The sequence below is a fragment of the Citrobacter sp. A316 genome, from assembly GCF_002042945.1.
GTDB lineage: Bacteria > Pseudomonadota > Gammaproteobacteria > Enterobacterales > Enterobacteriaceae > Citrobacter > Citrobacter portucalensis.
The window spans coordinates 22,796-45,572 of the sequence record NZ_MVFZ01000029.1 but is presented as its reverse complement, the minus strand read 5'-3'; the positions used below and the strand labels follow the sequence as shown (position 1 = coordinate 45,572).

Here is a 22,777-nt window from a genome sequence, read left to right as displayed (position 1 = left end):
CTTTACCGCAGAATAAAAGCTGTATAAAGAACGTCGGTGACAACCTGTTTCGGCTGTCCAACAACGAGCGGAGTCGCCAGCGTCTCTTTAATGGCGGTAATCAGCTGTTGCTTACCTTCCTCAGTGGCGAGTGTGGCCGCATTCTGACGAGAAAACAGCAGCAGCAAACGGCTGCGCACTTCCGGCAGATATTCGTTAAGACGTGAACGTGTCGCCTCATCTTTCATGCGCAGCGTGATACCGATATACAGTACACGGTCTGCATCACCCAGATTGACGGTAAAGGTATCCAGCGCAAAGAACACCGGGGCTGGCGGTGGAGCCGGTTCCGCTTTGACGCTGGCGGACGGCTGCTGCTGCATGCGCCAGTAGCTATAACCCGCAGTTGCGCAGGCGGCGAGGGTAATTAATACCAGCAGAGGGATCCAAATAGCGCGTTTACTTTTTTTGTTAATCGCGGAGTCAGTCATCAGATACGGGCTTCCTGTTTCGGTACAGCTTATGGGCTGATTATCCCGTGTCCTGTCCACGACAAAGCGTGGAAAAGACGCGGATAATCATGCTACCTCTGGCGTTAGGCGAAGATGTCTACTGCGCCATCGCCGCGGGCAGCGGCTTGCAGCGAGGCTGGGGTTGCCAGTATTGCGTCATCTTCAGCGGCAAAAATGTCTTGTCCTTGAGCACGACCAGATTGCTGTTGCTGTCCGGAAGACTGCTGATGGCCAGCGAAGCTTTCACTGCTGATGTTGCTTTGCCCCAGTTGGATCCCGCTTTCAGCCAACTGCGTACGCAGCATCGGTAATGCGGCTTCCAGTGCGGCGCGCACGTGACTGTGCGGTGATACCATTTGCAGCTGCGCGAGGTTATCGTCCAGCTTGAGCGAAATATGTACCTGACCCAGGTCCTGCGGATGCAGACGCAGTTCTGCGCTTTGCTGGCCCTGGCGCGTGAACAATGTGACGTGCTGACTCAGCGATTGCTGCCATTCATGGCTACCTAACGGAGCGCTTAACACTGGCGCGGCCGTCGGTAACGGTTGTGCGTGTGTTGGTGGGCCACTTAGCGGGGCCGCAGTCATGCCAATGCTGGTCGGTGATGGGGTGCTGTCGATTTCAGCTCTGGCGTTCGCCGCCACCGTCAGCGGGGTTAATGTTGGATTGTTTGCCTGATTAGCACCACCGCCAGCAATCGTGACATCCGATTTGCCTTTTTTGGCATCACCCGGCAGTAATTCGTCTGCATTATCAGTCGCCGCGCCCTGTACAGCGCCACGTGATAATGCCGAAAGCGTGGCATCAACTGGGGTTGGTGTGCTGTCGACGGCAGGCGTAGCCGGCGGTTGTCCTGGTAGCATGGCGAACAACGCGCTGAGGTTGGCAAGATCGTCATCACTCAGCGTAGTATTTTTTTCGTCCTGCTGAGCGACTTTGCCCAGAGTCGTCAAAGCATTGGCTTTCAGTGAAGGCGTGAGGGCGGACAACAGTTGCTGAGCGTCCGTCATGTCGGCAAAAGAAGCGTCGGTTTGCAGCTCCTGTTGCGCCAGCAGATCGGTTAATTTGACCGACTGTGCGGCATCGCCATTTTTTTGCAGTAACCCTTTTTGCAGTAACCCTTTTTGTAGCTTACTGCTGGCCGCCTGTAAGTCGGCAAGCGACAGAGGAGCATCTTTACCCTGTGCGTCGCCCGCACCTAATGCACCAGCCAGCAGCGCTAAAAAATCCTCGGGTGAATCTACCGCTTTGCCTGACTGAAGACCTGCGGCTACGTCGGTGTCGGTGGTAATCAGTTGGGGTAAAGTAATCATTCGGGTTTCCTCATAGCTGCGCGCTGAGCAAATTCATCCATTTTTTTCTGATCCAGACGGTTTTCGGCCAGTAACGCCGCCGAGGTTTGTCTGTCCTGCAACGTCTGCCACGCCTGTAATCGTTGTTTTTTGTCGCGCCAACTGTTCAACGCCATGTCCACTTTTTGCGTCCACTGATTGAGCTGTTGGCGGTGTTGCTCAATCGCTTTTTCCAGCGTCTGAATAAATTGCTGGTAGTTAATCCAGCGATTGCTGGTAATACCCTGGCCCATATCGGCATTCAGATTGTTGCGATACTCATGCTGATAATCGATCAGCATTTTTAACTGTTCTTCCGCCTGCTGACAGCCACGACGCATCTCTCCTAATAAGACAGCGGCGTCATCTACCTCTTTTTCAGCCAGGTCTTTCAGTGTTGCTAACGCACCATGTTGTGCCATGACCTATGCTCTCCTGCTTAATCACACACCAGGGAAAATCAGTTCCAAAGCTTGTAGAGAATCTTCCCAGTCAGCCCGTTCAAAAATGCCTTGCTGTAAGAATGCTTCCAACTGTGGCCATAAGGCGATGGCTTTATCCAGCATCGGATCGCTGCCTTTGGCATACGCCCCCACGCTGACCAGATCGCGGTTACGCTGGAAGCTGGACAGCAACTGTTTAAAGTTGCGCACCCGTGCGTAGTGTTTTTCACTAATGAGCGCGGTCATGGCGCGGCTGATCGAGGCTTCAATATCGATGGCCGGATAGTGACCCGCCTCGGCCAGATGACGTGACAGCACAATGTGGCCGTCAAGAATCGCGCGCGCGGAATCGGCAATCGGGTCCTGCTGGTCGTCGCCCTCGGTCAGTACCGTATAAAACGCGGTGACTGAACCGCCGCCGTGGATACCGTTTCCGGCCCGTTCAACCAGCGCTGGTAATTTGGCGAATACTGACGGCGGATAACCTTTGGTTGCCGGTGGCTCGCCGATCGCCAGGGCTATCTCACGTTGCGCCATCGCATAGCGGGTGAGGGAATCCATAATCAGCAATACGTGCTGCCCGCGATCGCGGAAATCTTCGGCGATACGCGTGGCATAGGCCGCGCCTTGCATGCGCAACAGCGGCGAGACGTCCGCCGGAGCGGCAATCACTACCGAGCGTGCGCGACCGTCAGCGCCGAGAATGTTTTCAATAAAATCTTTAACTTCGCGGCCACGTTCGCCAATTAGGCCCACGACGATAACATCGGCCTGGGTATAGCGCGCCATCATGCCGAGCAGGACGCTTTTACCGACGCCGGAACCTGCGAAAAGCCCCATACGCTGGCCGCGACCAACGGTTAACAACGCGTTGATGGGGCGTACGCCGGTATCCAGGACGTGTTCTATTGCGGTACGTTGCAGCGGGTTAAACGGTGGCGTAATCAGCGCGCCGGTTTCGGTGGTATCCGGGGCGGGCAGTCCGTCGAGCGGTTTGCCGCTACCGTCCAGCACCCGACCCAGCAGAGCAGGGCCAAGCGGTAATTGCTTCCCGCTTTGCAGACCTTCTCCGGCGATGTTCTTCGCGTACACGCGCGCGCCGGGCAGAACGCCTTCGACCTCTTCGAGCGGCATCAAAAACAGACGCTGGCCGTTAAAGCCCACGACTTCACTTTCGACTTCCTGGGTTTCGTTGCCGTCCTGGCGCTCAATGACGCAGGTGGCGCCCAGCGGCAACTGTAATCCCGTGGCTTCCAGTACCAGCCCGGTGGCGCGGGTCAGGCGACCGTAACGGCGCACCGCAGGCAGTAGCGACATTTTCTCTTCGAAGTTGTCCAGCGTATTGAGCCAGCGGGTCAGGCGAGTGGTCATTACACGACTCCCGGCGCTGCCAGACGGCAGAGTTCTTGCCAGCGAGTGGCGACGCTGGCATCCAGATCGCCTTCGTCGGCTGAGACTTTACAACCGCCGTGATGCAGCGTGGGGTCGCCGCGCAGCCGCCAGCCGTGCAGGCTGAGAGTCGCACCGAGCATCTCCTCCACACGCTGGAGATCGTCCGGATGGACGCGTAGCTGTGGCTTACCGCTAAACAGCGGTTCCTGTTGCAATAACTGTTGGATCTGCTTAATCAGCGCAGCGTTATCTACTATAGGCGTCTGACCAATCACCTGACGCGCCGCCTCCAGCGCCATTTGCATCAGGCGTGAGGCAATGACGCTGTCCAGTGCGTCCAGCGTATTCTGAAACTCGCTCACCAGCTGCTGCATGCGGGCATGGATCGGCGCATGCTGCGCGCGCGCCTGGTTCTGGCCTTGCTCCAGTCCCTGGCTCAGACCTTCCTGATAACCTTGCTCGTGACCTTTTTGTCGACCTTCTGCCAGCCCCGCGTTATACCCTTGCTCATGGGCCTGCATTTGCAGCTGCGCAAGCTGTTGTTCAAGCTGTTGCTCTGCGGAAAGCTGTGGCTCTTCAGCCTCTTCTGACAGCGGCGTTTCGCTGTGGTCGGCCAGCACGAACTCTGCCATCGGTGGGGCGAGGTCGTCCGGAGTCCAGACTTTCCACGGCAGTTCGTTAGACATAGGTATCCTCGCCGCTGCCGATCACCATCTCGCCGGTTTCCGCCAGACGACGTACAATAAGCAGAATTGCTTTCTGTTCGTTTTCCACTTGCGACAAACGCACCGGACCGCGGTTGGCAAGGTCGTCGCGCAGAATATCGGCAGCACGTTGCGACATGTTGCGCAGGAACTTCTCGCGTAGCGGCTGTTCGGCACCTTTCAGGGCAATCAGCAGCGATTCGGAATCCACTTCCTGCAGCAGGCGCTGGATACTGCGATCGTCGACGTCCACCAGGTTTTCGAACAGGAACATTTCGTCGATAATTTTCTGCGCCAGTTCGCCGTCGAATTCGCGTACGGCGGTAATAACTGCTTCTTCCTGCTGGGTTTTCATCAGGTTGATAATTTCTGCCGCCGTTCTCACGCCGCCCATTTTGCTGCGCTTGAGGTTCTGGCCATCGAGCAGGCCGTTCAGTACCTCGGTCAGTTCTGCCAGCGCGGCAGGCTGCACGCCGCCGAAGGTGGCGATACGCAGCATCACGTCGTGACGTAAACGCTCGTCGAACAGCGCCAGAATATCGGCAGCCTGGCCCCGTTTGAGGTGCACCAGAATGGTGGCGATAATCTGCGGATGCTCGTCGCGGATAAGGTCGGCGGCGCTTTGCGGCTCCATAAAGTTGAGTGTTTCAATGCCGCTGGTGGTATCGCGGGTTTCCAGAATATCTTCCAGCAGGCTGGAGGCGCGTTCCTCGCCCAGCGCTTTCACCAGTACGGAACGCAGATATTCGTTGGCGTTGATATTCAGCGCGGCAAACTGTTCTGCTTCTTGCTCAAACTCGGCCAGCACATCGGTCAACTGTTTGTTGGAGATCTGGCGTACGTTTGCCATCGCTGTACTGAGTAACTGGACTTCGCGTGTGGAAAGGTGCTTAAACACCTCCGCCGCGCGATCCTCGCCAATGGTCATTAACAGGATGACGCTTTTATCGGTACCGCTAAGATTACTCATGTTCGTTACTCATCCACTGGCGAATGACCAGCGCCACGACGCGCGGATCGTTATCTGACATTTCACGAATACGCTGGCTCATCACTTCTGCACCCAGACGCTGATTCGTACGACGCTGCTGGGTCTGCTCGTCTTTGCTGAGGCGAACTTCTACCGCTTCTTCGGTTTCCTGACGGATACGCGTTTGTTCTTGTACCGCTTTTGCTTCTTCGCTGCGGCGAACCAGTTGCGGGCGAACAGCCTTACGCCACAGGATCCAGGCAACAAGCAGAACCAGTAACCAACGGCCAGCGGTCATCAACTGTTCAATAAAGGCCTGCTGTTTCCAGAACGGCAGCTCGCCAATGGAATCGTCGGTCGCCGTGAAGGGCGAGTTCACCACGTTCAGGGTATCGCCACGTTTGTCGGAGAAACCCATCGCTTCGCGGGTCAGGTCCTCAATCTGTTTCATCTGATCGGCGGTTAACGGCAGCGGTTTGCCGTCCGGCAACGTTTTATAGTTGACCACCACAGCCACCGAGAGACGCTGCACATCGCCGACGTTCATTTTGGTGTGGCGAATGGTACGGTCGACTTCATAGTTGCTGGTTTCATTGCGCTGCGTACTGCGCGGACCGGCATTATTGTTGTTATTTGCCGTCTGCGTGGTTTGCGCATTTTGCTGATTAGCCGGTGGGTTAGCGATTGGCGCGGTATTAGCCGGTGCTGGCTGATTGGACAACGCGCCCGGTACGCCGCCCGGCGCTCCGCTCCCGATCTGCTCGCTGACGTTTAACTGGCGTGAACGCAGCACGGCCTGGGAATCATCACCGTTTGGACGATACTGTTCTTCAGTTTGCTCTTTATTAGCAAAATCCAGTTGCGCGGTGACCTGCGCATGTACGTTACCGTTGCCGACAATCGGCGACAGGATCGATTCGATACGACGTTGAACACGGCCTTCGACATCGCTGGCGTATTTCAACTGCGCATCGTTAAGATCGCGGCTGCTGGTGTTCGACTGAGTTAACAGATGACCCGCCTGGTCGACCAGCGTAACGTTGCCCGGTGGTAACCCGGCGACAGCGCTGGAAACCAGATGCGTAACTGCACTGATCTGACCTTCATCCAGTGCGCGACCCGGCTCAAGATTCACGGTCACAGAGGCCGAAGGCGCTTTTTGCTCACGCACAAACAGCGACGGTTTCGGCATTGCCAGATGCACGCGGGCGCGTTTTACCGGTCCCAGCGTTTCAATGGTACGGGCTAATTCACCTTCCAGCGCACGCTGGTAGTTGACCTGCTCGCTAAACTGGCTGATACCAAACTTTTCCTGATCCAGCAGTTCAAAACCAACGGCGCCGCCTTTCGGCAGGCCTTGTTGTGCCAGACGTAAGCGCAGTTCGTGGACTTTATCGGCAGGAACTTCTATAGCACCGCTTCCCTCAGTAAAACGATAGGGAACGTTCATCTGCGTCAGTTGGGTGACAATCGCGCCACCATCCTGATCGGAAAGATTGCTGAACAGCGTGCGATAGTCAGGCGCTTTGGCCCACAGGACCATCGCCACGATGATAGCGACAGCAGCGGCTCCCGCCACAATCAAAGGAATTCTGGGATTCGCGCGCAGGCGGTTTAACCACTCGAGAGGTTTAAGCTGGGTTGCAGTCGATGCTGTCGCACTCATCTCGCACCTCGTGGCTTATCGTGGACGGCGTTTTTTGCAAAGTGGAACAAGACTCACTCCCGGGTCAGCAAACTCGAAAAATTGACGGTCTCATTATTTGCGGTTTCGAATTTTTCTATGCGTTAAAAACCGTGGTTTTTTATCGTTATTTAACGCCTTTATCTTATTGACTAACTGGTAATCTCAGCTACGTAAAAAATCATCCAGGGGATCAGAATGTCGGCAATACAGGGGATTGAAGGGGTCATCAGCCAGTTACAGGCCACGGCGATGTCAGCAAAAATGCAGGATATGCAGCCACAACCGACCGTGAGTTTTGCCGGACAACTGCATGCGGCGTTAGACAGGATTAGCGATGTGCAAACCGCGTCCCGTACCCAGGCTGAGAAATTTACCCTCGGTGAGCCGGGTATTGCGCTGAACGATGTGATGACCGATATGCAAAAAGCGTCGGTATCGATGCAGATGGGTATTCAGGTGCGTAACAAACTGGTGTCGGCGTATCAGGAAGTCATGTCGATGCAGGTGTAGGGACAACGTGCAGAGAATGTTTGCCGGATAAGCGTAGAGCCATCCGGCAACCAGTTACTTCTGAATCAAATAGCGGATCGTTGGGCCATCCTGCTGAATATCCAGCACCGTATAGCCGTGATTACGCGCATCCAGTGGAATATTGTTGATTGACTGCGGGCAATCGCTCACCACTTCCAGAATTTCACCTTTCTTCAATTGCGGCATCGCTTCCAGCGTGGCTACAGCCGGGTATGGACACGGTTCGCCGACCATATCGAGGCGATAATCAGGCACGATATTTTTCATACAGACTCCTTGGCAGGCGTCAGCCCTGCGCGACGGAAGAAACGTTTTTCCCAGCCGATAATCAGCATCAGCGCGGCAAACAACAGCACATAGGTCACCAGCAGACCGCCGAGCGGACCGAAGGTGTTGAGCAGATTCACTTTGTCCCAGTTGGTGGCAAGCGCGGGAGCAAAATCATCCCAGTAGTAGGCCAGAATGGTCGAGCCAATAACGTTACCCAGACCAACCCACCAGTAATGCACCTGGCCTTCAACGGCGCGGTACATCCAGCCGGTTTCACATCCGCCCGCTAAAACGATGCCAAAGCCAAACAGCAAGCCGCCGATCACCGCATTTGGACCCGCCCACATGATTTTAGGCTCGACGCCCAGTTGCACATAGCTAAAGATACCGATGGCGCTGACCGCCATCCCGAAGATGATCGCTTTTGCCATGTGGGTGCGACCGGAAATCCACAGGTCGCGGAAGGCGGAGGTGAAGCAAATTTGCGCCCGTTCAATCAGCAGACCAAACCCGACGCCAAACAGCATCGCCAGACCGAGTTTGGGTTTATCCATCGCGGTGAGCAGCGCCCAGCCGATCATGCCGATAAACACCAGCATACCCAGGCGGAAACGTCGACGGGCCTGATCCGGCTTTTGCGTTAACGGCGAAGCGGCAGAGACTTTCTGCATTTTGACCGGAATACGAAACATCGGCAGCAGGGTAAAGCGTGCGCCAAACCATGAGCCAATGGCCGTGGCCAGCGCAAAAAACCAGGCGTGTAATGAGAACTGCGGAATGCCGGTGAAGAATGCGGCCAGGTTACAGCCCATTGCCAGCCGGGCACCGAATCCGGCGATCGCCCCGCCGACTATCGCCTGCATAATGCGCACCCGACTGCGCGGCATGCGCAATTTGACGTTGTTGGCCCACAGTGCGGCAGCAAAACAGCCGCCGAACATACCGAGGATCATCATGCCGTCGATGCGGGTCAGGGGCGAACCTTCGAGATGGATCAGCTTGTAGTATCCCCACTCTTCGGCGTGTACGCCAAACAGTTGTAGGATTTGCCCACCCCAACGAGTGAATTCACCGGTAACGGCCCAGAAGGTTCCCGTAATGCCGAAATAATAAGTGGAGAGAATACCCGCTGCGATGACCGCAGGGGCGGGGGCCCAAAATTTAATTAACCAGGCCTGTTTGAAGTGTTGCCATGACATGCGTTGTGCCTCTGAACTCAGAAGGTATGTAACAAGAAGTGTGGATACTACACCGTTCAGAATTTTTGACTATGAGTAATAAGAGGTAACACCGCCTGGATCAATCTTTCTCAACGCTGCCGAAAGGCTGGCGACATCAGGCCTTTAATGCCACAATCCCATTTTCTTCGCATGCAGGATGAATGATGAAAAAATTAGCAATCGTTGGTGTATTTCTGGCGCTTACCGGATGCGCCGAAGTAGAAAATTATAACGACGTGGTGAAAACGCCAGCGCCAGCCGGGCTGGAAGGATACTGGCAGTCAAAAGGTCCGCAACGCAGTCTGGTAAGCCCGGAAGCCATTGCCAGCCTGGTAATAACGAAAGAGGGCGATACGCTGGATTGTCGCCAGTGGCAGCGGGTGATCGCGCTGCCGGGGAAACTGACGATGCTCTCTGGCGATCTCACCAACGTGACGGTGAAACGCGAGCTGTACGAGATTGAACGCGAAGGCAATACGCTGGAATATGACGGTATGACGCTACAACGGGTGGATCGCCCGACGCAGGAATGTGCCGACGCGTTAAAGAAAACGCCTCTGGCCACACCGCTGCCATAAACCGTACGCCCCGGTAGCCACCGGCCACCGGGGTTGAACATTACAACACGTCTTCAATCACCCACACGCTGACGCTCCCGCCGTTACAATAAAACGTCGCTTCACCGTTTTCATCGGTGACCACACTTTCTGCACGATTTCCCAGATAGTCACGCCAGGTTTTATTGCCATAATTCGCGCCGAGATTGATGGTCTTTTCCCCGTCATCACCGTTTGACAGCACCACCACGCAGCCGGGATCTTCGTCCGTTCCGCTGCGGCTAAAAGCGATACAGTTAGGGTGATCGAAAAAGAGCGTCTGTACCCCGTGCGCGAAGCGCTGACGCGCGAGGATCAGTTCATCAAGCTGTTCAATGATCGGCATGTCGATAGGATAAGTTTCGCCATCGCCGCCGGTGTCTTCGTAATGCGCTCCGTAGAGGTCAGGGTAAAACACCGACGGCACGCCATTTTCGCGCAACAGGATCAGTGCATAGGCCAGCGGCTTAAACCACGGTTCGACAGGGGCTTCGAGTGCCTGCAATGGCTGGGTGTCGTGATTGGCCACCAGCGTGACGGTATGAAACGGATCGGCCTCCACCAGAGTGTCGGTGAAAATCTGGCTCATGTCGTAATCGCAGCCCTGACGGGAGGCTTCGTGGAATTTCATCTGCAAAGGGGCGTCGAACAGCATGGTTTTCCCCTCCACCTGATTTATGTAGGTTTGCAGTTTGTCGACTTCGTGGGACCAGTATTCCGCGACGATAAACAGCGGCCTGGGTGCCACTTCCTGTACGTGCTCGATCCATTCTTTGTAAAACCATGCCGGGATGTGTTTGACGGCATCCAGGCGAAAACCGTCACACTGGGTTTGCTCCATTACCCAACGCGCCCAGTATTTGAGCTCCTCAGTCACCGCGTGATTGCGAAAATCGATATTTTCGCCCATCAGATAATCAAAATTACCCAACTCATCATCAACCTGATCGTTCCAGCCTTCGCCGGTGTAGTCGTTAACGATTTTGAAAATGCCGTCTTCGGTGGGATTCTCGATATGGTCAATGCCGCTGAAGCATTTAAAGTCCCAAATGAATTGCGAGTACTGGCCAGCGCGGGCAGGGAAGGTATAGCGTGTCCAGCCCTCGCACTCGACAATCTCATCATCTATTTGCGTACGATCCTCGGCGTTAACGCGCTGGACGCGGATCTTTTCTTTCTCATCAGCGCCCATTTTGTGGTTAACCACCACGTCGAGCAGTACGGCAATATCATTGTGTTTCAGCGCGTCAATCGCCGCCAGCAGCTGGTTTTTATCGCCGTATTTGGTGGCGACGGTTCCCTTTTGGTCGAATTCGCCCAAATCAAACAGATCGTAGGAATCATAGCCGACGGAATAGCCGCCGGACGCGCCTTTATAGGCGGGAGGCAGCCATACCATATTGATACCGATGTCATTCAGTCCGCCTGCACGTTCGGCAAGTTCGGGCCAGAGTTGACCGCCATCAGGGTAATACCAGTGGAAGTACTGCAATAACGTGGGATTTTTCATCTTCCGTGCTCCAGAAGTCGTTTGGCCGACCTCTGGAGTATGGAAGATTATTCAGACGAGACGGGAAATTATTATGGGGCAGTGGGGGCGTCGGGGACTAACAGCATGCCGGAAAGACGGCCATAGGCGTTGTTCAACGTCTTTTGACGCGTCGACTGACCGATGAGGTTGCTGAGTTCATCCAGACGCTGCTGCAACAATATTTTCAGTAACTGTTCGTTATCCAGCGTCTGTTTAATGTACCCGGCCACTAAGTCCTGAATACTTCGCGTAATGCCCGGTGGAGTTTGCTCTTCCATGACCACTTCAATACTTTGCAGATAGGTAACTTCCTGTTCCAGTAAAAGGTCCCATTCACCACGCTGCGCCAGTTCCAGCAGCGAGTGACTGAGTAGCGCGATGCGCTGCCAACGGTTGATAAACTCCACGGCTGAGGTCATTAACGAGACTCCTGGGAAGATGCTTTCGGTGAGATCTGTTTCCAGGCTTCTGCAATGTTGCTGAGCAACCCTTCGACTTCTTCAATAGCCTGACAATCATTACGCAAGTTAGCTTGCAGTAAACGGCGAATCATATAGTCATACAGCGAGGACAGGTTAGCGGCGATTTCGCCGCCATTCTCTTGATCCAGCCCAGCCTTCAGACCATTGTCGATAATGTTAATGGCTTTACTGATGGCCTCGCCTTTGGCGACGATATCACCTTGCTGCATGAACAGGCGAGCGCGCACGAGGGCACTGTTCGCGCCATCAAACAACATTTCAATCAGCTGATGCGGGCTGGCGCTCATCACGCCACTCTCTATGCTGACCTGTGCATAGGCTTTGGTACCGCTCGCGGTATACATGCTTACCTCGTGTTATCAGGAATTACTCATCGCCGTAAATTGCTGGCTCAGATAAGAACTGGTGTTATTGAGCTTGCTCATCATGGTATCCAGTTGGGTAAACTGGGCTTTGTATCGCGCTACCGTTTCATCAATACTGTTGCTGACTGACAGGTATTGTTTGGTCAGACTCTTTAGCGTGGCATTGATGTTGTCTTGCGCGTTGTCGATAATGCCGTCATCGGCCAGGTAACCTTTGACTTCGGTGGCAATTTTAGTGGTGATTCCGGTTTCTTTACCATCTCCGACCAGCAGCTCGCGAACTGATGCCGTATTGTCTTTCAGCGCCTTCGCTAATTTATCGTCCTCGATTTTCAGTTTGCCGGTTGTCCCGTCCTGAACGATACCAATCTCAGCCATCGTTTTAAAAGACGAATTGCTGCCGCTGTTCGCAAACGGCGCACGAATACCCGTCTGTATGGTACGCAGTACGCTGTCGCCAATAAGTGCGCCGTTTTTATCACTTGATACTTCACCTGGCTCTACTTCATTGTATTTTGTCAGGGTGCTAAAAGTATCCACCAGTGCGTTGTAAGCATCGACCCAACCTTTAATGGCCTCTGTCGCTTTGGTGTCATCTTTCGTGACGGTGACCGTGGCATCAGTTACCTTCTTCGTCAGGTTCAGGGTCAGGCCTTGTGGCGCATCCGTCACAATATTGCTCTGGCGCGTGATGTCGATCCCGTTGACTGTAAGTTCTGCGTTTTCGGCTTTCACCAGCTCCTTCATATTGCCAGTGCCGGTTGTACTGTCATAGGCCAGCAAATCGTTAAGCTTGTTGTCGCCCTCTACCGAAATTTTCATAGTGCTTTCAGTACCACTTGCGGCTGTCAGCACCAGTTGATACTTATCTTCGGACACTTTCACAATACTGGCGGAAATTCCGCTGTCGGCATCGTTAATTGCATCGCGCACTGCTTCCATGGATGTGTCGCCCTTGTCGAGCTTAATCTCCAACGGTTCTTTACGGCCCGGCTGTTCAATCTTTATCGTGCGGGAGGAGACCGAGGTATCGCCTAGCTGTTCTTTGGTCGTGGCGAAAGTCCTATCGGTTGCCAGAGACTGGGCCGCGGCAAGATTTTTGACCGTAATTTTATAGGTACCAGGCGCTGCGCCCGCGGTTGTGCTCACTTTAAGATCTTCAGTGGTACTGGAAGCGACCGTTGTTTTAAAAAGATCGGCTTTATTTAGCGCGGTGTTGGCCGTCTGGAATTTTTCTAACGCGCTTTTTAGTGTTCCATATGCGGTTAATTTTGCAGTGTTTGCACTTTGCTGGGTAGTAATTGGAGTTAAACGTCCTTTTTCAGAGGTGGTCAGGTTCGCCAGCAATGCGTCCAATGGTAAGTTCGAACCGACACCCAGTGATGAAATTGAAGCCATGCCTTCTTCCTTATGATTGCAAACAGTAGATAAGCTCGTTATCGGCAATCCGGAGGCAAAGTTTAATGATATTTTCGTGAAAATAATGCGCAGATTAATGACTAATAAAGCGGGTATTTCGTGGGTTAAGAAAAAAAACTGCCGAAGGTGAAAATTTTCTAAAGTTCGAAATTATGGTGCCGATACATGGGTTACGGTGAGAAACCGTGGGCAACAGCCCAATAACATCAAGTTGTAATTGATAAGGAAAAGATCATGGCACAAGTCATTAATACAAACAGCCTGTCGCTGTTGACCCAGAACAACCTGAACAAATCGCAGTCCTCACTGGGAACCGCTATTGAGCGTCTGTCCTCTGGTCTGCGTATCAACAGCGCGAAGGATGATGCTGCTGGTCAGGCGATCGCTAACCGCTTCACCTCTAACATCAAAGGTCTGACTCAGGCTTCCCGTAACGCCAACGACGGTATCTCCATTGCGCAAACTACTGAAGGCGCACTGAACGAAATCAACAACAACCTGCAACGTGTTCGTGAACTGGCCGTTCAGTCCGCCAACAGCACCAACTCCCAGTCTGACCTCGACTCCATCCAGGCAGAAATCACCCAGCGTCTGAACGAAATCGACCGTGTATCCGGTCAGACTCAGTTCAACGGCGTGAAAGTGTTGGCTCAGGACAACACCCTGACCATCCAGGTTGGTGCGAACGACGGTGAAACCATCGATATCGATCTGAAACAGATCAACTCTCAGACCCTGGGTCTGGATTCACTGAACGTACAGAAAGCCTATGATGTGAAAAGCGAATCGCCTACGGCGGCACCAAAACTGGATACCACGGCACTTGACGCTACGGCAATTAAAGGTGCCGTAACAGGTGCTACAACCGATGGTGCACTTAAAGATGGCAAAGTGTATTCCGATGGTACGGATTACTATGTCGAAGTTAGCTTTGCGGATGCTGCCGATACAGCAAAAGGCGGCTTTATCAAAGTTAATGTGGATGCTGCGACTGGTGCCGTTACCGCTGGAACGCCTGCGGCAGGAGGCGCGGCTAAACCTGCTGGTGTAACTGAAGTTACAGAAGTACAAGGAACAAATATCGCATCTACTGCTATTCAGGATCAATTGAAAGCTGGCGGGGTAAGCACTGCAGACGCAGCCAAAGCTGAAATGGTCAAAATGTCTTATACCGATAAAAACGGTAAGACGATTGATGGTGGTTATGCTGTTAAGGTTGGCAATGATTTTTATGCTGCTACCCAGAAGAAAGATGGTACTTTCAGCATCAATACCACTTCTTACACAGACAAAAATGGTGATCCAAAATCTGCACTGAATAAATTGGGCGGTGTTGACGGTAAAACTGAAGTTGTGACTGTTGATGGTAAAACTTACGCTGCCAGCAAGGCGAAAGATCATAACTTCAAAGCAGATCCAGATCTGGCTGAAGCCGCGGCTAAAACCACAGAAAGTCCTCTACAGAAAATCGACGCCGCTCTGGCGCAGGTTGACGCACTGCGTTCCGACCTGGGTGCGGTACAGAACCGTTTTAACTCTGCTATCACCAACCTGGGCAACACCGTAAACAACCTGTCTGAAGCTCGTAGCCGTATCGAAGATTCCGACTACGCGACCGAAGTGTCCAACATGTCTCGCGCGCAGATTCTGCAGCAGGCAGGGACTTCTGTATTGGCTCAGGCTAACCAGGTTCCGCAAAACGTACTGTCTTTACTGCGTTAATCAAGCGATTAACTGAATAGGAAGTCGTACACAATTAAGGCAGCGAAAGCTGCCTTTTTTAATTCTGGAGCCTGTGCAATGAAAGAGATTACCGTCACCGAACCCCACTTTGTCACCACCTTTTCCTGTAGTGGTTCCTCATGTCGGGACCACTGTTGTAAGGGCTGGAAAATTACGCTGGATAAGGCGACGGCCAATAAATACATATCCAGTAAAAACGAGACGATTCGTAAAATCGCCAAAGAAAATATCATCCTGCTTAAAAAAAATGTGAATCACTGGGGCGAAATAAAACTACCGTCAACGTTGGGAAATTGTCCTTATCTGGATGAGGAGCGTTTATGTCTGGTACAAAAAAAGCTGGGGGCAAAAGCGCTGAGCCGGACCTGCTCGGTTTTTCCACGCGCCCAGCTTACTTATAAGCATGAGGTCAGAAATTCTCTCAGTCTCGCCTGCCCGGAAGTCGCCTCACGGATCCTTAACGATCCCGATGCGATGGTTATCAATGATAAAACCGTGATACAGCCCCAGTTCAATACTGCACCGGTATTTCAGTCGGAGCAGAAATTGTTGAATCTGTTTTGTCTGAGCATTATAAACCACGCAGATGTTCGTCCTGAGGCTGCGTTGTATGCACTGATCAAATTTATGATGGTGGCGCAGAAGTTCACCCGAATCGATGATGACGCCCTCGCCGAACTTGAGCAGGTGTATGTCACGCTGGTTGAACAGCTGCAGTCCGGGGCGTTGGCGCAGGAGTTGCACGGAATAAATAGCGACGGTAGCGTTAAAGTCTCATTAGTTTTGCAAATGCAAAATTACTTCCGTTCCTTGCCGGACAGTCGGGGCAGTGTCATTTTGGAGCAATACATCCAGTGTCTGCTGCGTGCCCTCACAGCCGAAGAGGGGGGAGATATAACGCAAAGAGTCAGCGAAACTGAAGCTCAACTGGATAAACTGCTACAGGAGGATGAGCAGCATAGCGCTTATGCGCTGCGTAATTTTATCCTCTATAAAATCTGGGGAAATAACTACCCCAATCAGACGGATGTTGAACCTTTACGCGCGCTGTACATGATTGTGGCGGAATACACCTTCATTAAATTACTGGTAGCCGCCAGTGCTCGTGAGCGTGGTCGTCTGGAATGGGATGATGTAACGAATATTGTTTACAGCTTTCATTCGCGTAGCCAGCACAATCGTGATGTGGCCACCCATTTCCACCAGTATATCGAGACGGTAAGAGCAGGTGATGACCTGTCGATGATTCATCTCTTGACATAATTTTAACGGGGATGCGTTAAAACGCATCCCTCGCAAGCTAACTATTTGATTTATGCTTGATTATTTCTGATGCGAAATAACGCTATCAGCTACATAAGTGAAATAACCCTTCTTTTATAGCCTTATTCCTCCGATAGAACCCCCTGCAGAAACGGATAATCATGCCGATAACTCATTTAACGCAGGGCTGTTTATCGTGAATTCACTGTATACCGCTGAAGGTGTAATGGATAAACACTCGCTGTGGCAGCGTTATGTACCGTTGGTGCGTCACGAAGCATTGCGCCTTCAGGTGCGTTTGCCGGCGAGCGTAGAACTGGATGACCTGCTACAAGCGGGCGGCATCGGGTTATTGAATGCCGTTGACCGATATGACGCTTTGCAAGGAACGGCATTTACCACTTACGCAGTGCAGCGTATTCGTGGAGCAATGCTGGACGAACTACGTAGCCGGGATTGGGTGCCGCGTAGCGTTCGGCGCAATGCTCGCGAAGTGGCACAGGCGATGGGACAACTGGAGCAGGAATTAGGGCGCAACGCGACGGAAACCGAAGTGGCGGCGCGTCTGGCTATTCCTGTGCAAGAGTATCGTCAGATGTTGCTCGATACCAATAACAGCCAGCTCTTCTCTTATGACGAGTGGCGGGAAGAGCATGGCGATAGTATTGAGCTGGTGACAGAAGAACATCAGCAGGAAAACCCGTTACAACAGCTTCTTGAGGGTAACCTCCGCCAGCGCGTGATGGACGCGATCGAGGCGTTGCCGGAGCGTGAAAAGCTGGTGTTAACGCTGTACTACCAGGAAGAGCTCAATCTGAAAGAGATTGGCGCGGTACTGGAAGTCGGGGAGTCACGGGTCAGCCAGTTGCACAGTCAGGCCATCAAACGTCTACGCACCAAGCTGGGTAAGCTATAGGGGTACATCATTACCCCTGAACAATGCCGCATTACGAATTGACTACCAGGAGTTCTCATGACGGTGCAGCAATCAAAAAGACGGCCTCTAAGCCGCTACCTCAAAGATTTCAAACACAGCCAGACGCATTGCGCCCATTGCTTTAAGTTGCTCGACCGGATCACGCTGGTTCGTCGCGGGCAAATTGTGAATAAAATCGCCATCGCCCGCCTGGACACTTTGTTGGATGAAGCCGAGTGGGAACAGGAGAAAAAAGAGTGGGTGGCACTGTGTCGTTTTTGCGGTGATTTGCATTGCAAAGAGCAGAGCGACTTTTTCGACATTATCGGTTTTAAACAATTTTTATTTGAGCAGACCGAAATGAGTCACGGCACGGTACGTGAATACGTTGTCCGCCTGCGTCGCCTTGGGAATCACCTGACCGAACAAAATATCTCTCACGATCTGCTGCAGGAAGGGTTCCTCGACGAAAAACTTGCCCCGTGGCTGCCGGAAACCAGCACCAACAATTACCGCATCGCCTTGCGTAAGTATGAGCAGTTCAAAGCCCATACGCATATGGGACATATGCAGAAATCCTCCTGGACAGCCAGTTCTGATATATATTAAAAACGAATAAGGTGTAACAGAGTCGTGTTTGTGGAACACAGTAAACGCTTTACACTGTAGTCATAAATAGCAGTCACTAATGACAATATTCGGGGTAACTATGAAATTAGCACTTCTGGGACGTCAGGCTCTGATGGGTGTAATGGCTGTTGCACTTGTCGCCGGAATGAGCGTAAAAACTTATGCAGACGAAGGTCTGTTAAATAAAGTTAAAGAGCGTGGCACGCTGCTGGTGGGCCTGGAAGGGACCTATCCCCCGTTTAGTTTTCAGGGCGATGACGGCAAGCTGACCGGTTTCGAAGTGGAATTCGCTGAGGAACTGGCCAAGCACCTTGGGGTGAAAGCTAACCTGAAGCCGACCAAGTGGGACGGTATGCTGGCCTCTCTTGATTCCAAGCGCATTGACGTGGTCATCAACCAGGTGACCATCTCTGACGAACGTAAGAAAAAATACGATTTCTCCACCCCGTATACGGTTTCTGGTATTCAGGCGCTGGTGAAAAAAGGTAATGAAGGTGTTATTAAGACTGCTGCCGATCTGAAAGGTAAAAAAGTCGGCGTTGGCCTGGGCACCAACTATGAAGAGTGGCTGCGCCAGAACGTGCAGGGCGTGGATATTCGTACCTATGATGATGACCCGACTAAATACCAGGATCTGCGTGTAGGCCGTATCGACGCCATTCTGGTTGACCGTCTGGCGGCGCTGGATCTGGTCAAGAAAACCAAGGATACGCTGGCTGTAACCGGTGAAGCATTCTCCCGCCAGGAGTCCGGTGTGGCGCTGCGCAAAGGCAATGAAGATCTGCTGAAAGCGGTTGATGCGGCCATTGCTGAAATGCAAAAAGACGGTACGCTGAAAGCCCTGTCTGAAAAATGGTTTGGGGCGGATGTGACGAAATAATCGTCATCCGCTGAAAAAAAGGCGCCTTAAACAGCGCCTTTTTTTATTTCATTGCGCCTGAGCGTGCATAATAAAAAGAACATCACAACAACGAATACCGGAGGCTGTATGCCGCTGCATAACTTAACGCGCTTTCCACGTCTGGAATTTATTGGCGCGCCAACGCCGCTCGAATATCTTCCACGCTTCTCCGACTACCTCGGGCGCGATATTTTCATCAAGCGCGATGATGTCACGCCGATGGCCATGGGCGGCAATAAGCTGCGTAAGCTGGAGTTCCTTGCCGCAGACGCACTGCGTGAAGGCGCTGATACGCTGATAACCGCGGGTGCGATTCAGTCTAACCACGTTCGCCAGACGGCAGCGGTAGCGGCTAAGCTTGGCCTGCACTGCGTGGCGCTGCTTGAAAATCCGATTGGCACCACTGCGGAAAACTATCTCACCAATGGCAACCGTCTGCTGCTGGACCTGTTTAATACGCAAATTGAAATGTGCGATGCGTTGACCGATCCGAATGCACAGCTGCAGGAGCTGGCGACGCGCATTGAAGCACAGGGGTTCCGCCCGTACGTGATCCCGGTTGGGGGTTCCAACGCACTTGGGGCGCTGGGCTATGTGGAAAGCGCGCTGGAAATTGCCCAGCAGTGTGAAGGGGCCGTTGCGCTTTCTTCCGTAGTAGTGGCGTCGGGCAGTGCGGGAACGCATGCCGGACTTGCCGTGGGCCTGGAACAACTGATGCCAGACGTCGAGCTTATCGGCGTGACCGTCTCGCGCAGTGTCGCCGATCAAATGCCTAAAGTTGTAACGTTGCAGCAAGATATTGCCCGTGAACTGGAACTGACGGCCTCAGCGGATATTCTGTTATGGGACGATTATTTTGCACCGGGCTACGGTACGCCAAACGAAGAAGGCATGGAGGCAGTAAAACTACTGGCGCGCCTGGAAGGCATTTTGTTGGATCCGGTGTATACCGGTAAGGCGATGGCGGGTTTGATTGACGGTATCAGCCAGAAACGCTTCAAAGACGAAGGGCCAATCCTCTTTATTCATACCGGTGGGGCACCTGCACTGTTTGCCTACCATCCTCATGTGTAACAAACAGGTCGAAAAACGCTAATGCATGAAAGTATCCAACTGGTAATTGATTCTCTGCCGTATCTGCTCAAAGGCGCGGTTTTTACGTTGCAACTGAGTATCGGCGGGATGTTTTTTGGCCTCGTGCTGGGGTTTATCCTGGCGCTGATGCGTCTGTCGCCGCTGCTGCCTGTGCGCTGGCTGGCGCGTTTTTATATCTCCATTTTTCGCGGAACACCGCTGATTGCCCAACTGTTCATGATCTATTACGGTCTGCCGCAGTTTGGTATTGAGCTAGATCCCATCCCGGCAGCGATGATTGGCTTGTCGCTGAATACGGCAGCCTACGCTGCGGAAACCCTGCGTGCGGCAATCTCTTCCATCGACAAAGGGCAGTGGGAGGCGGGGGCCAGTATTGGTATGACGCGCTGGCAGACCATGCGCCGGGCAATCCTGCCGCAGGCTGCACGCGTTGCGCTACCGCCTCTGAGTAACAGCTTTATCAGTCTGGTGAAAGATACCTCTTTGGCCGCCACTATCCAGGTTCCGGAACTGTTCCGTCAGGCGCAGCTGATTACCTCGCGTACGCTGGAAGTCTTTACGATGTATCTGGCGGCCTCGTTGATTTACTGGGTGATGGCGACGGTGCTTTCTGCGCTGCAAAACTATTTTGAAGAACAACTGAACCGCCAGGAGAGAGAGCCGAAATGAGTGCTATCGAAGTCAGAAACCTGGTCAAAAAATTTCATGGGCAAACGGTGCTGCATGGGATCGATCTTGACGTCAAACCTGGTGAAGTAGTAGCCATTATCGGGCCGAGCGGATCGGGCAAAACCACGCTGCTGCGTAGCATTAATTTGCTGGAGCAACCGGAGGCGGGCACCATTAAAGTGGGTGAGATTACCATTGATACCGCGCGTTCGTTGACCCAGCAGAAAGGGCTGATTCGCCAGTTACGTCAGCACGTCGGTTTTGTGTTCCAGAACTTTAATTTGTTCCCCCATCGGACGGTGCTGGAAAACATTATTGAAGGGCCGGTGATAGTCAAAGGTGAACCAAAAGCTGAAGCGACAGCTCGTGCGCGTGAGCTGCTGGCGAAAGTCGGACTGGCAGGTAAAGAAACTAGCTATCCGCGGCGTTTATCGGGTGGACAGCAGCAGCGCGTAGCGATTGCCCGAGCGCTGGCGATGCGACCTGAGGTTATTCTTTTTGATGAACCGACCTCCGCGCTTGATCCTGAACTGGTTGGCGAGGTACTTAATACCATCCGCCAACTGGCACAGGAAAAACGCACCATGGTAATTGTGACGCATGAAATGAGCTTTGCTCGCGATGTTGCCGATAGAGCGATATTTATGGATCAAGGACGGATTGTAGAGCAGGGACCCGCAAAATCCTTATTCACACATCCGCAGCAGCCGCGTACCCGTCAGTTTCTTGAAAAGTTTTTGATGCAATAAATAGTGCATATAGCGCTCGCCGGGATTGTTTCTGGCGAGTGCTCTTCGCATAACTATTTATAATTATTGCTTTATTATTAGAATTTGATTCTGTTACTTCCTTCCGCTGTTGAGTAATACTCAAGTAATTGTTCATTTGTCCGATAATTTGCATATATAAAATACATTTATGTGTTAGCTTGTTTCATATGTTTGGATGATTATCAATCTCAGGGGCATTACCACTTAGTATGCAGGATCATGATTTCTTCACCTGGCGACGGAGCATGCTGTTACGCTTTCAGGAAATGGCGGCGGCAGAGGATGTCTATAATGAATTACAGCAACAGACGCAGCACTTAGAGTTTGATTTTTACGCGCTCTGTGTTCGTCATCCGGTACCTTTTACCCGACCTAAAACGTCACTTCATACGACCTATCCCAAAGCATGGGTGGCGCATTATCAGTCCGAAAATTATTTCGCCATTGATCCGGTGCTGAAACCTGAAAACTACAGTCAGGGGCATTTACCCTGGAACGATACTCTGTTTCGCGATGCGCAACCTTTGTGGGACGCCGCACGCAATCACGGTTTACGCAAAGGGATGACGCAATGCCTAATGTTGCCTAATCGGGCGTTGGGTTTTTTATCGGTATCGCGGGCGAGTATCCGTAATAGTCGCTTTGCAAACGATGAAGTGGAGCTCAGGATGCAGCTTCTGGTACGGGAAAGTCTGTCTGTACTGACGCGGCTGGAAGATGACATGGTTATGGCGCCAGAGATGCGTTTTAGCAAGCGGGAAAAGGAAATATTGAAATGGACGGCAGAGGGGAAGACCTCTTCAGAGATAGCCATCATTCTGTCGATTTCCGAAAATACCGTGAACTTCCATCAGAAGAATATGCAAAAGAAATTCAATGCGCCAAACAAAACGCAGATCGCCTGTTATGCCGCGGCAACCGGGCTTATCTGAGTAAATTATCGTTCTGAGTGTCAGACGCAAAACCGGCTGAGAGCATTGCTATCAGCCGGTTTCTTATTACTGGCGGTAAGCTTGTTTAATTTGCTTAACCGTGTTGGAAAATACCGCAGCCTGTGATTGATCTTCAATCAGCGCGAGCTGTTTTTCCATTTTAAGAATCACGCGGCCTGCATCAGCTTGGCCCATTGCCTGCAGCATCAGCGTTAACATGGCTTTCAGGCAGGTGACTTCATTGGCCAGTTCCTGGTTATTCTCAGCAGTGGAAAAGTCAGGCGTACTCATTTATTTTCCTCGTTATGTTTCAATGAAAAAGTGCGATGTCAAATCTTAAGGCGGCGGAGTATACCATAAGCGAGGCTAAAAATATCTGTGGTTGTTTTTTGCGCGGACTAATGTTGTGGACATTAAAATAAACAA

At 52.4% G+C, this 22,777-nt stretch carries 25 protein-coding genes; 11 read left to right on the top strand and 14 right to left on the bottom strand.

Annotation, left to right across the window (positions count from 1 at the left end):
• Nucleotides 1-2 precede the first annotated feature (2 nt).
• The 7 genes from fliL to fliF form a co-directional block, all read right to left on the bottom strand.
• Nucleotides 3-470 carry a flagellar basal body-associated protein FliL gene (fliL, locus tag BZK41_RS25095; protein ID WP_003030435.1) on the bottom strand — a complete coding sequence of 156 codons (468 nt, stop codon included), beginning with the start codon at nt 468-470 and terminating at the stop codon, nt 3-5.
• Nucleotides 471-574: 104 nt separating this feature from the next.
• Complete coding sequence (gene fliK, locus BZK41_RS25090) at nt 575-1,804, bottom strand: flagellar hook length control protein FliK (RefSeq protein WP_079939974.1); 1,230 nt, start codon at nt 1,802-1,804, stop codon at nt 575-577.
• A complete protein-coding gene (gene fliJ, locus BZK41_RS25085) occupies nt 1,801-2,244 on the bottom strand; it encodes a flagellar export protein FliJ (RefSeq protein WP_079939973.1) in 444 nt (147 codons plus the stop codon). Before fliJ ends, fliK begins: the two co-directional genes overlap by 4 nt.
• Nucleotides 2,245-2,265: 21 nt before the next feature.
• Nucleotides 2,266-3,636, bottom strand: coding sequence for a flagellar protein export ATPase FliI (gene fliI, locus BZK41_RS25080; protein WP_003030440.1), 1,371 nt, complete (start codon nt 3,634-3,636; stop codon nt 2,266-2,268).
• On the bottom strand, nt 3,636-4,343 hold the full coding sequence (gene fliH / locus BZK41_RS25075) for a flagellar assembly protein FliH (RefSeq protein WP_003030441.1): 708 nt from the start codon (nt 4,341-4,343) through the stop codon (nt 3,636-3,638). The genes fliI and fliH overlap by 1 nt, the downstream gene beginning before the upstream one ends.
• Nucleotides 4,336-5,331 carry a flagellar motor switch protein FliG gene (fliG, locus tag BZK41_RS25070; RefSeq protein WP_079939972.1) on the bottom strand — a complete coding sequence of 332 codons (996 nt, stop codon included), beginning with the start codon at nt 5,329-5,331 and terminating at the stop codon, nt 4,336-4,338. Before fliG ends, fliH begins: the two co-directional genes overlap by 8 nt.
• Nucleotides 5,324-6,997, bottom strand: coding sequence for a flagellar basal-body MS-ring/collar protein FliF (gene fliF / locus BZK41_RS25065; protein WP_079939971.1), 1,674 nt, complete (start codon nt 6,995-6,997; stop codon nt 5,324-5,326). Before fliF ends, fliG begins: the two co-directional genes overlap by 8 nt.
• Nucleotides 6,998-7,213: 216 nt before the next feature.
• Between fliF and fliE the strand changes: the two genes are divergently transcribed.
• Nucleotides 7,214-7,528 (top strand): flagellar hook-basal body complex protein FliE, encoded by a 315-nt coding sequence (gene fliE / locus BZK41_RS25055; RefSeq protein WP_003030448.1) that lies wholly within the window; start codon nt 7,214-7,216, stop codon nt 7,526-7,528.
• Nucleotides 7,529-7,582: 54 nt separating this feature from the next.
• Here the strand turns inward: fliE and yedF are convergent, their stop codons facing one another.
• Both yedF and yedE read right to left on the bottom strand, forming a co-directional pair.
• A complete protein-coding gene (gene yedF, locus BZK41_RS25050) occupies nt 7,583-7,816 on the bottom strand; it encodes a sulfurtransferase-like selenium metabolism protein YedF (protein WP_000790504.1) in 234 nt (77 codons plus the stop codon).
• Nucleotides 7,813-9,039 carry a selenium metabolism membrane protein YedE/FdhT gene (gene yedE, locus BZK41_RS25045; RefSeq protein ID WP_366557299.1) on the bottom strand — a complete coding sequence of 409 codons (1,227 nt, stop codon included), beginning with the start codon at nt 9,037-9,039 and terminating at the stop codon, nt 7,813-7,815. Before yedE ends, yedF begins: the two co-directional genes overlap by 4 nt.
• A 164-nt stretch (nt 9,040-9,203) precedes the next feature.
• Between yedE and yedD the strand changes: the two genes are divergently transcribed.
• Nucleotides 9,204-9,617 (top strand): lipoprotein YedD, encoded by a 414-nt coding sequence (yedD, locus tag BZK41_RS25040; RefSeq protein WP_003030454.1) that lies wholly within the window; start codon nt 9,204-9,206, stop codon nt 9,615-9,617.
• Between the two features lie 40 nt (nt 9,618-9,657).
• On the opposite strand, the gene amyA is transcribed toward yedD, so the two are convergent.
• The 4 genes from amyA to fliD all read right to left on the bottom strand — a co-directional run bounded on the left by amyA (nt 9,658) and on the right by fliD (nt 13,411).
• A complete protein-coding gene (gene amyA, locus BZK41_RS25035) occupies nt 9,658-11,145 on the bottom strand; it encodes an alpha-amylase (RefSeq protein ID WP_079939969.1) in 1,488 nt (495 codons plus the stop codon).
• Between the two features lie 71 nt (nt 11,146-11,216).
• Nucleotides 11,217-11,585 carry a flagella biosynthesis regulatory protein FliT gene (fliT, locus tag BZK41_RS25030; RefSeq protein ID WP_079939968.1) on the bottom strand — a complete coding sequence of 123 codons (369 nt, stop codon included), beginning with the start codon at nt 11,583-11,585 and terminating at the stop codon, nt 11,217-11,219.
• Entirely contained in the window at nt 11,585-11,992 is a 408-nt protein-coding gene (gene fliS / locus BZK41_RS25025; protein ID WP_079939967.1) for a flagellar export chaperone FliS, read from the bottom strand. The genes fliT and fliS overlap by 1 nt, the downstream gene beginning before the upstream one ends.
• Before the next feature lie 15 nt (nt 11,993-12,007).
• On the bottom strand, nt 12,008-13,411 hold the full coding sequence (gene fliD / locus BZK41_RS25020; protein ID WP_079939966.1) for a flagellar filament capping protein FliD: 1,404 nt from the start codon (nt 13,409-13,411) through the stop codon (nt 12,008-12,010).
• Between the two features lie 255 nt (nt 13,412-13,666).
• Between fliD and BZK41_RS25010 the strand changes: the two genes are divergently transcribed.
• The 9 genes from BZK41_RS25010 to sdiA all read left to right on the top strand — a co-directional run bounded on the left by BZK41_RS25010 (nt 13,667) and on the right by sdiA (nt 22,351).
• Entirely contained in the window at nt 13,667-15,154 is a 1,488-nt protein-coding gene (locus BZK41_RS25010) for a FliC/FljB family flagellin (protein ID WP_079939965.1), read from the top strand.
• A 78-nt stretch (nt 15,155-15,232) separates the two neighbouring features.
• Nucleotides 15,233-16,438, top strand: coding sequence for a flagellin lysine-N-methylase (gene fliB, locus BZK41_RS25005; protein WP_079939964.1), 1,206 nt, complete (start codon nt 15,233-15,235; stop codon nt 16,436-16,438).
• Between the two features lie 196 nt (nt 16,439-16,634).
• Complete coding sequence (locus BZK41_RS25000) at nt 16,635-17,354, top strand: RNA polymerase sigma factor FliA (RefSeq protein WP_003030465.1); 720 nt, start codon at nt 16,635-16,637, stop codon at nt 17,352-17,354.
• A 57-nt stretch (nt 17,355-17,411) separates the two neighbouring features.
• On the top strand, nt 17,412-17,963 hold the full coding sequence (fliZ, locus tag BZK41_RS24995) for a flagella biosynthesis regulatory protein FliZ (protein ID WP_079939963.1): 552 nt from the start codon (nt 17,412-17,414) through the stop codon (nt 17,961-17,963).
• A 100-nt stretch (nt 17,964-18,063) separates the two neighbouring features.
• The gene (tcyJ, locus tag BZK41_RS24990) at nt 18,064-18,864 is read left to right on the top strand and encodes a cystine ABC transporter substrate-binding protein (RefSeq protein ID WP_003030469.1); all 801 of its coding nucleotides are present in this window, start codon (nt 18,064-18,066) and stop codon (nt 18,862-18,864) included.
• A 108-nt stretch (nt 18,865-18,972) separates the two neighbouring features.
• Entirely contained in the window at nt 18,973-19,959 is a 987-nt protein-coding gene (dcyD, locus tag BZK41_RS24985; protein ID WP_079939962.1) for a D-cysteine desulfhydrase, read from the top strand.
• 21 nt (nt 19,960-19,980) lie between these two features.
• A complete protein-coding gene (tcyL, locus tag BZK41_RS24980) occupies nt 19,981-20,649 on the top strand; it encodes a cystine ABC transporter permease (protein WP_003030474.1) in 669 nt (222 codons plus the stop codon).
• The gene (gene tcyN, locus BZK41_RS24975) at nt 20,646-21,398 is read left to right on the top strand and encodes an L-cystine ABC transporter ATP-binding protein TcyN (RefSeq protein ID WP_003030477.1); all 753 of its coding nucleotides are present in this window, start codon (nt 20,646-20,648) and stop codon (nt 21,396-21,398) included. Before tcyL ends, tcyN begins: the two co-directional genes overlap by 4 nt.
• A 230-nt stretch (nt 21,399-21,628) precedes the next feature.
• Nucleotides 21,629-22,351: a transcriptional regulator SdiA gene (sdiA, locus tag BZK41_RS24970; RefSeq protein ID WP_079939961.1), complete on the top strand. Its 723-nt coding sequence runs from the start codon at nt 21,629-21,631 to the stop codon at nt 22,349-22,351.
• Between the two features lie 66 nt (nt 22,352-22,417).
• Here sdiA and BZK41_RS24965 read toward each other — a convergent pair whose 3' ends face one another.
• Nucleotides 22,418-22,642, bottom strand: coding sequence for a DUF2594 family protein (locus BZK41_RS24965; protein WP_003030482.1), 225 nt, complete (start codon nt 22,640-22,642; stop codon nt 22,418-22,420).
• Nucleotides 22,643-22,777 lie beyond the last annotated feature (135 nt).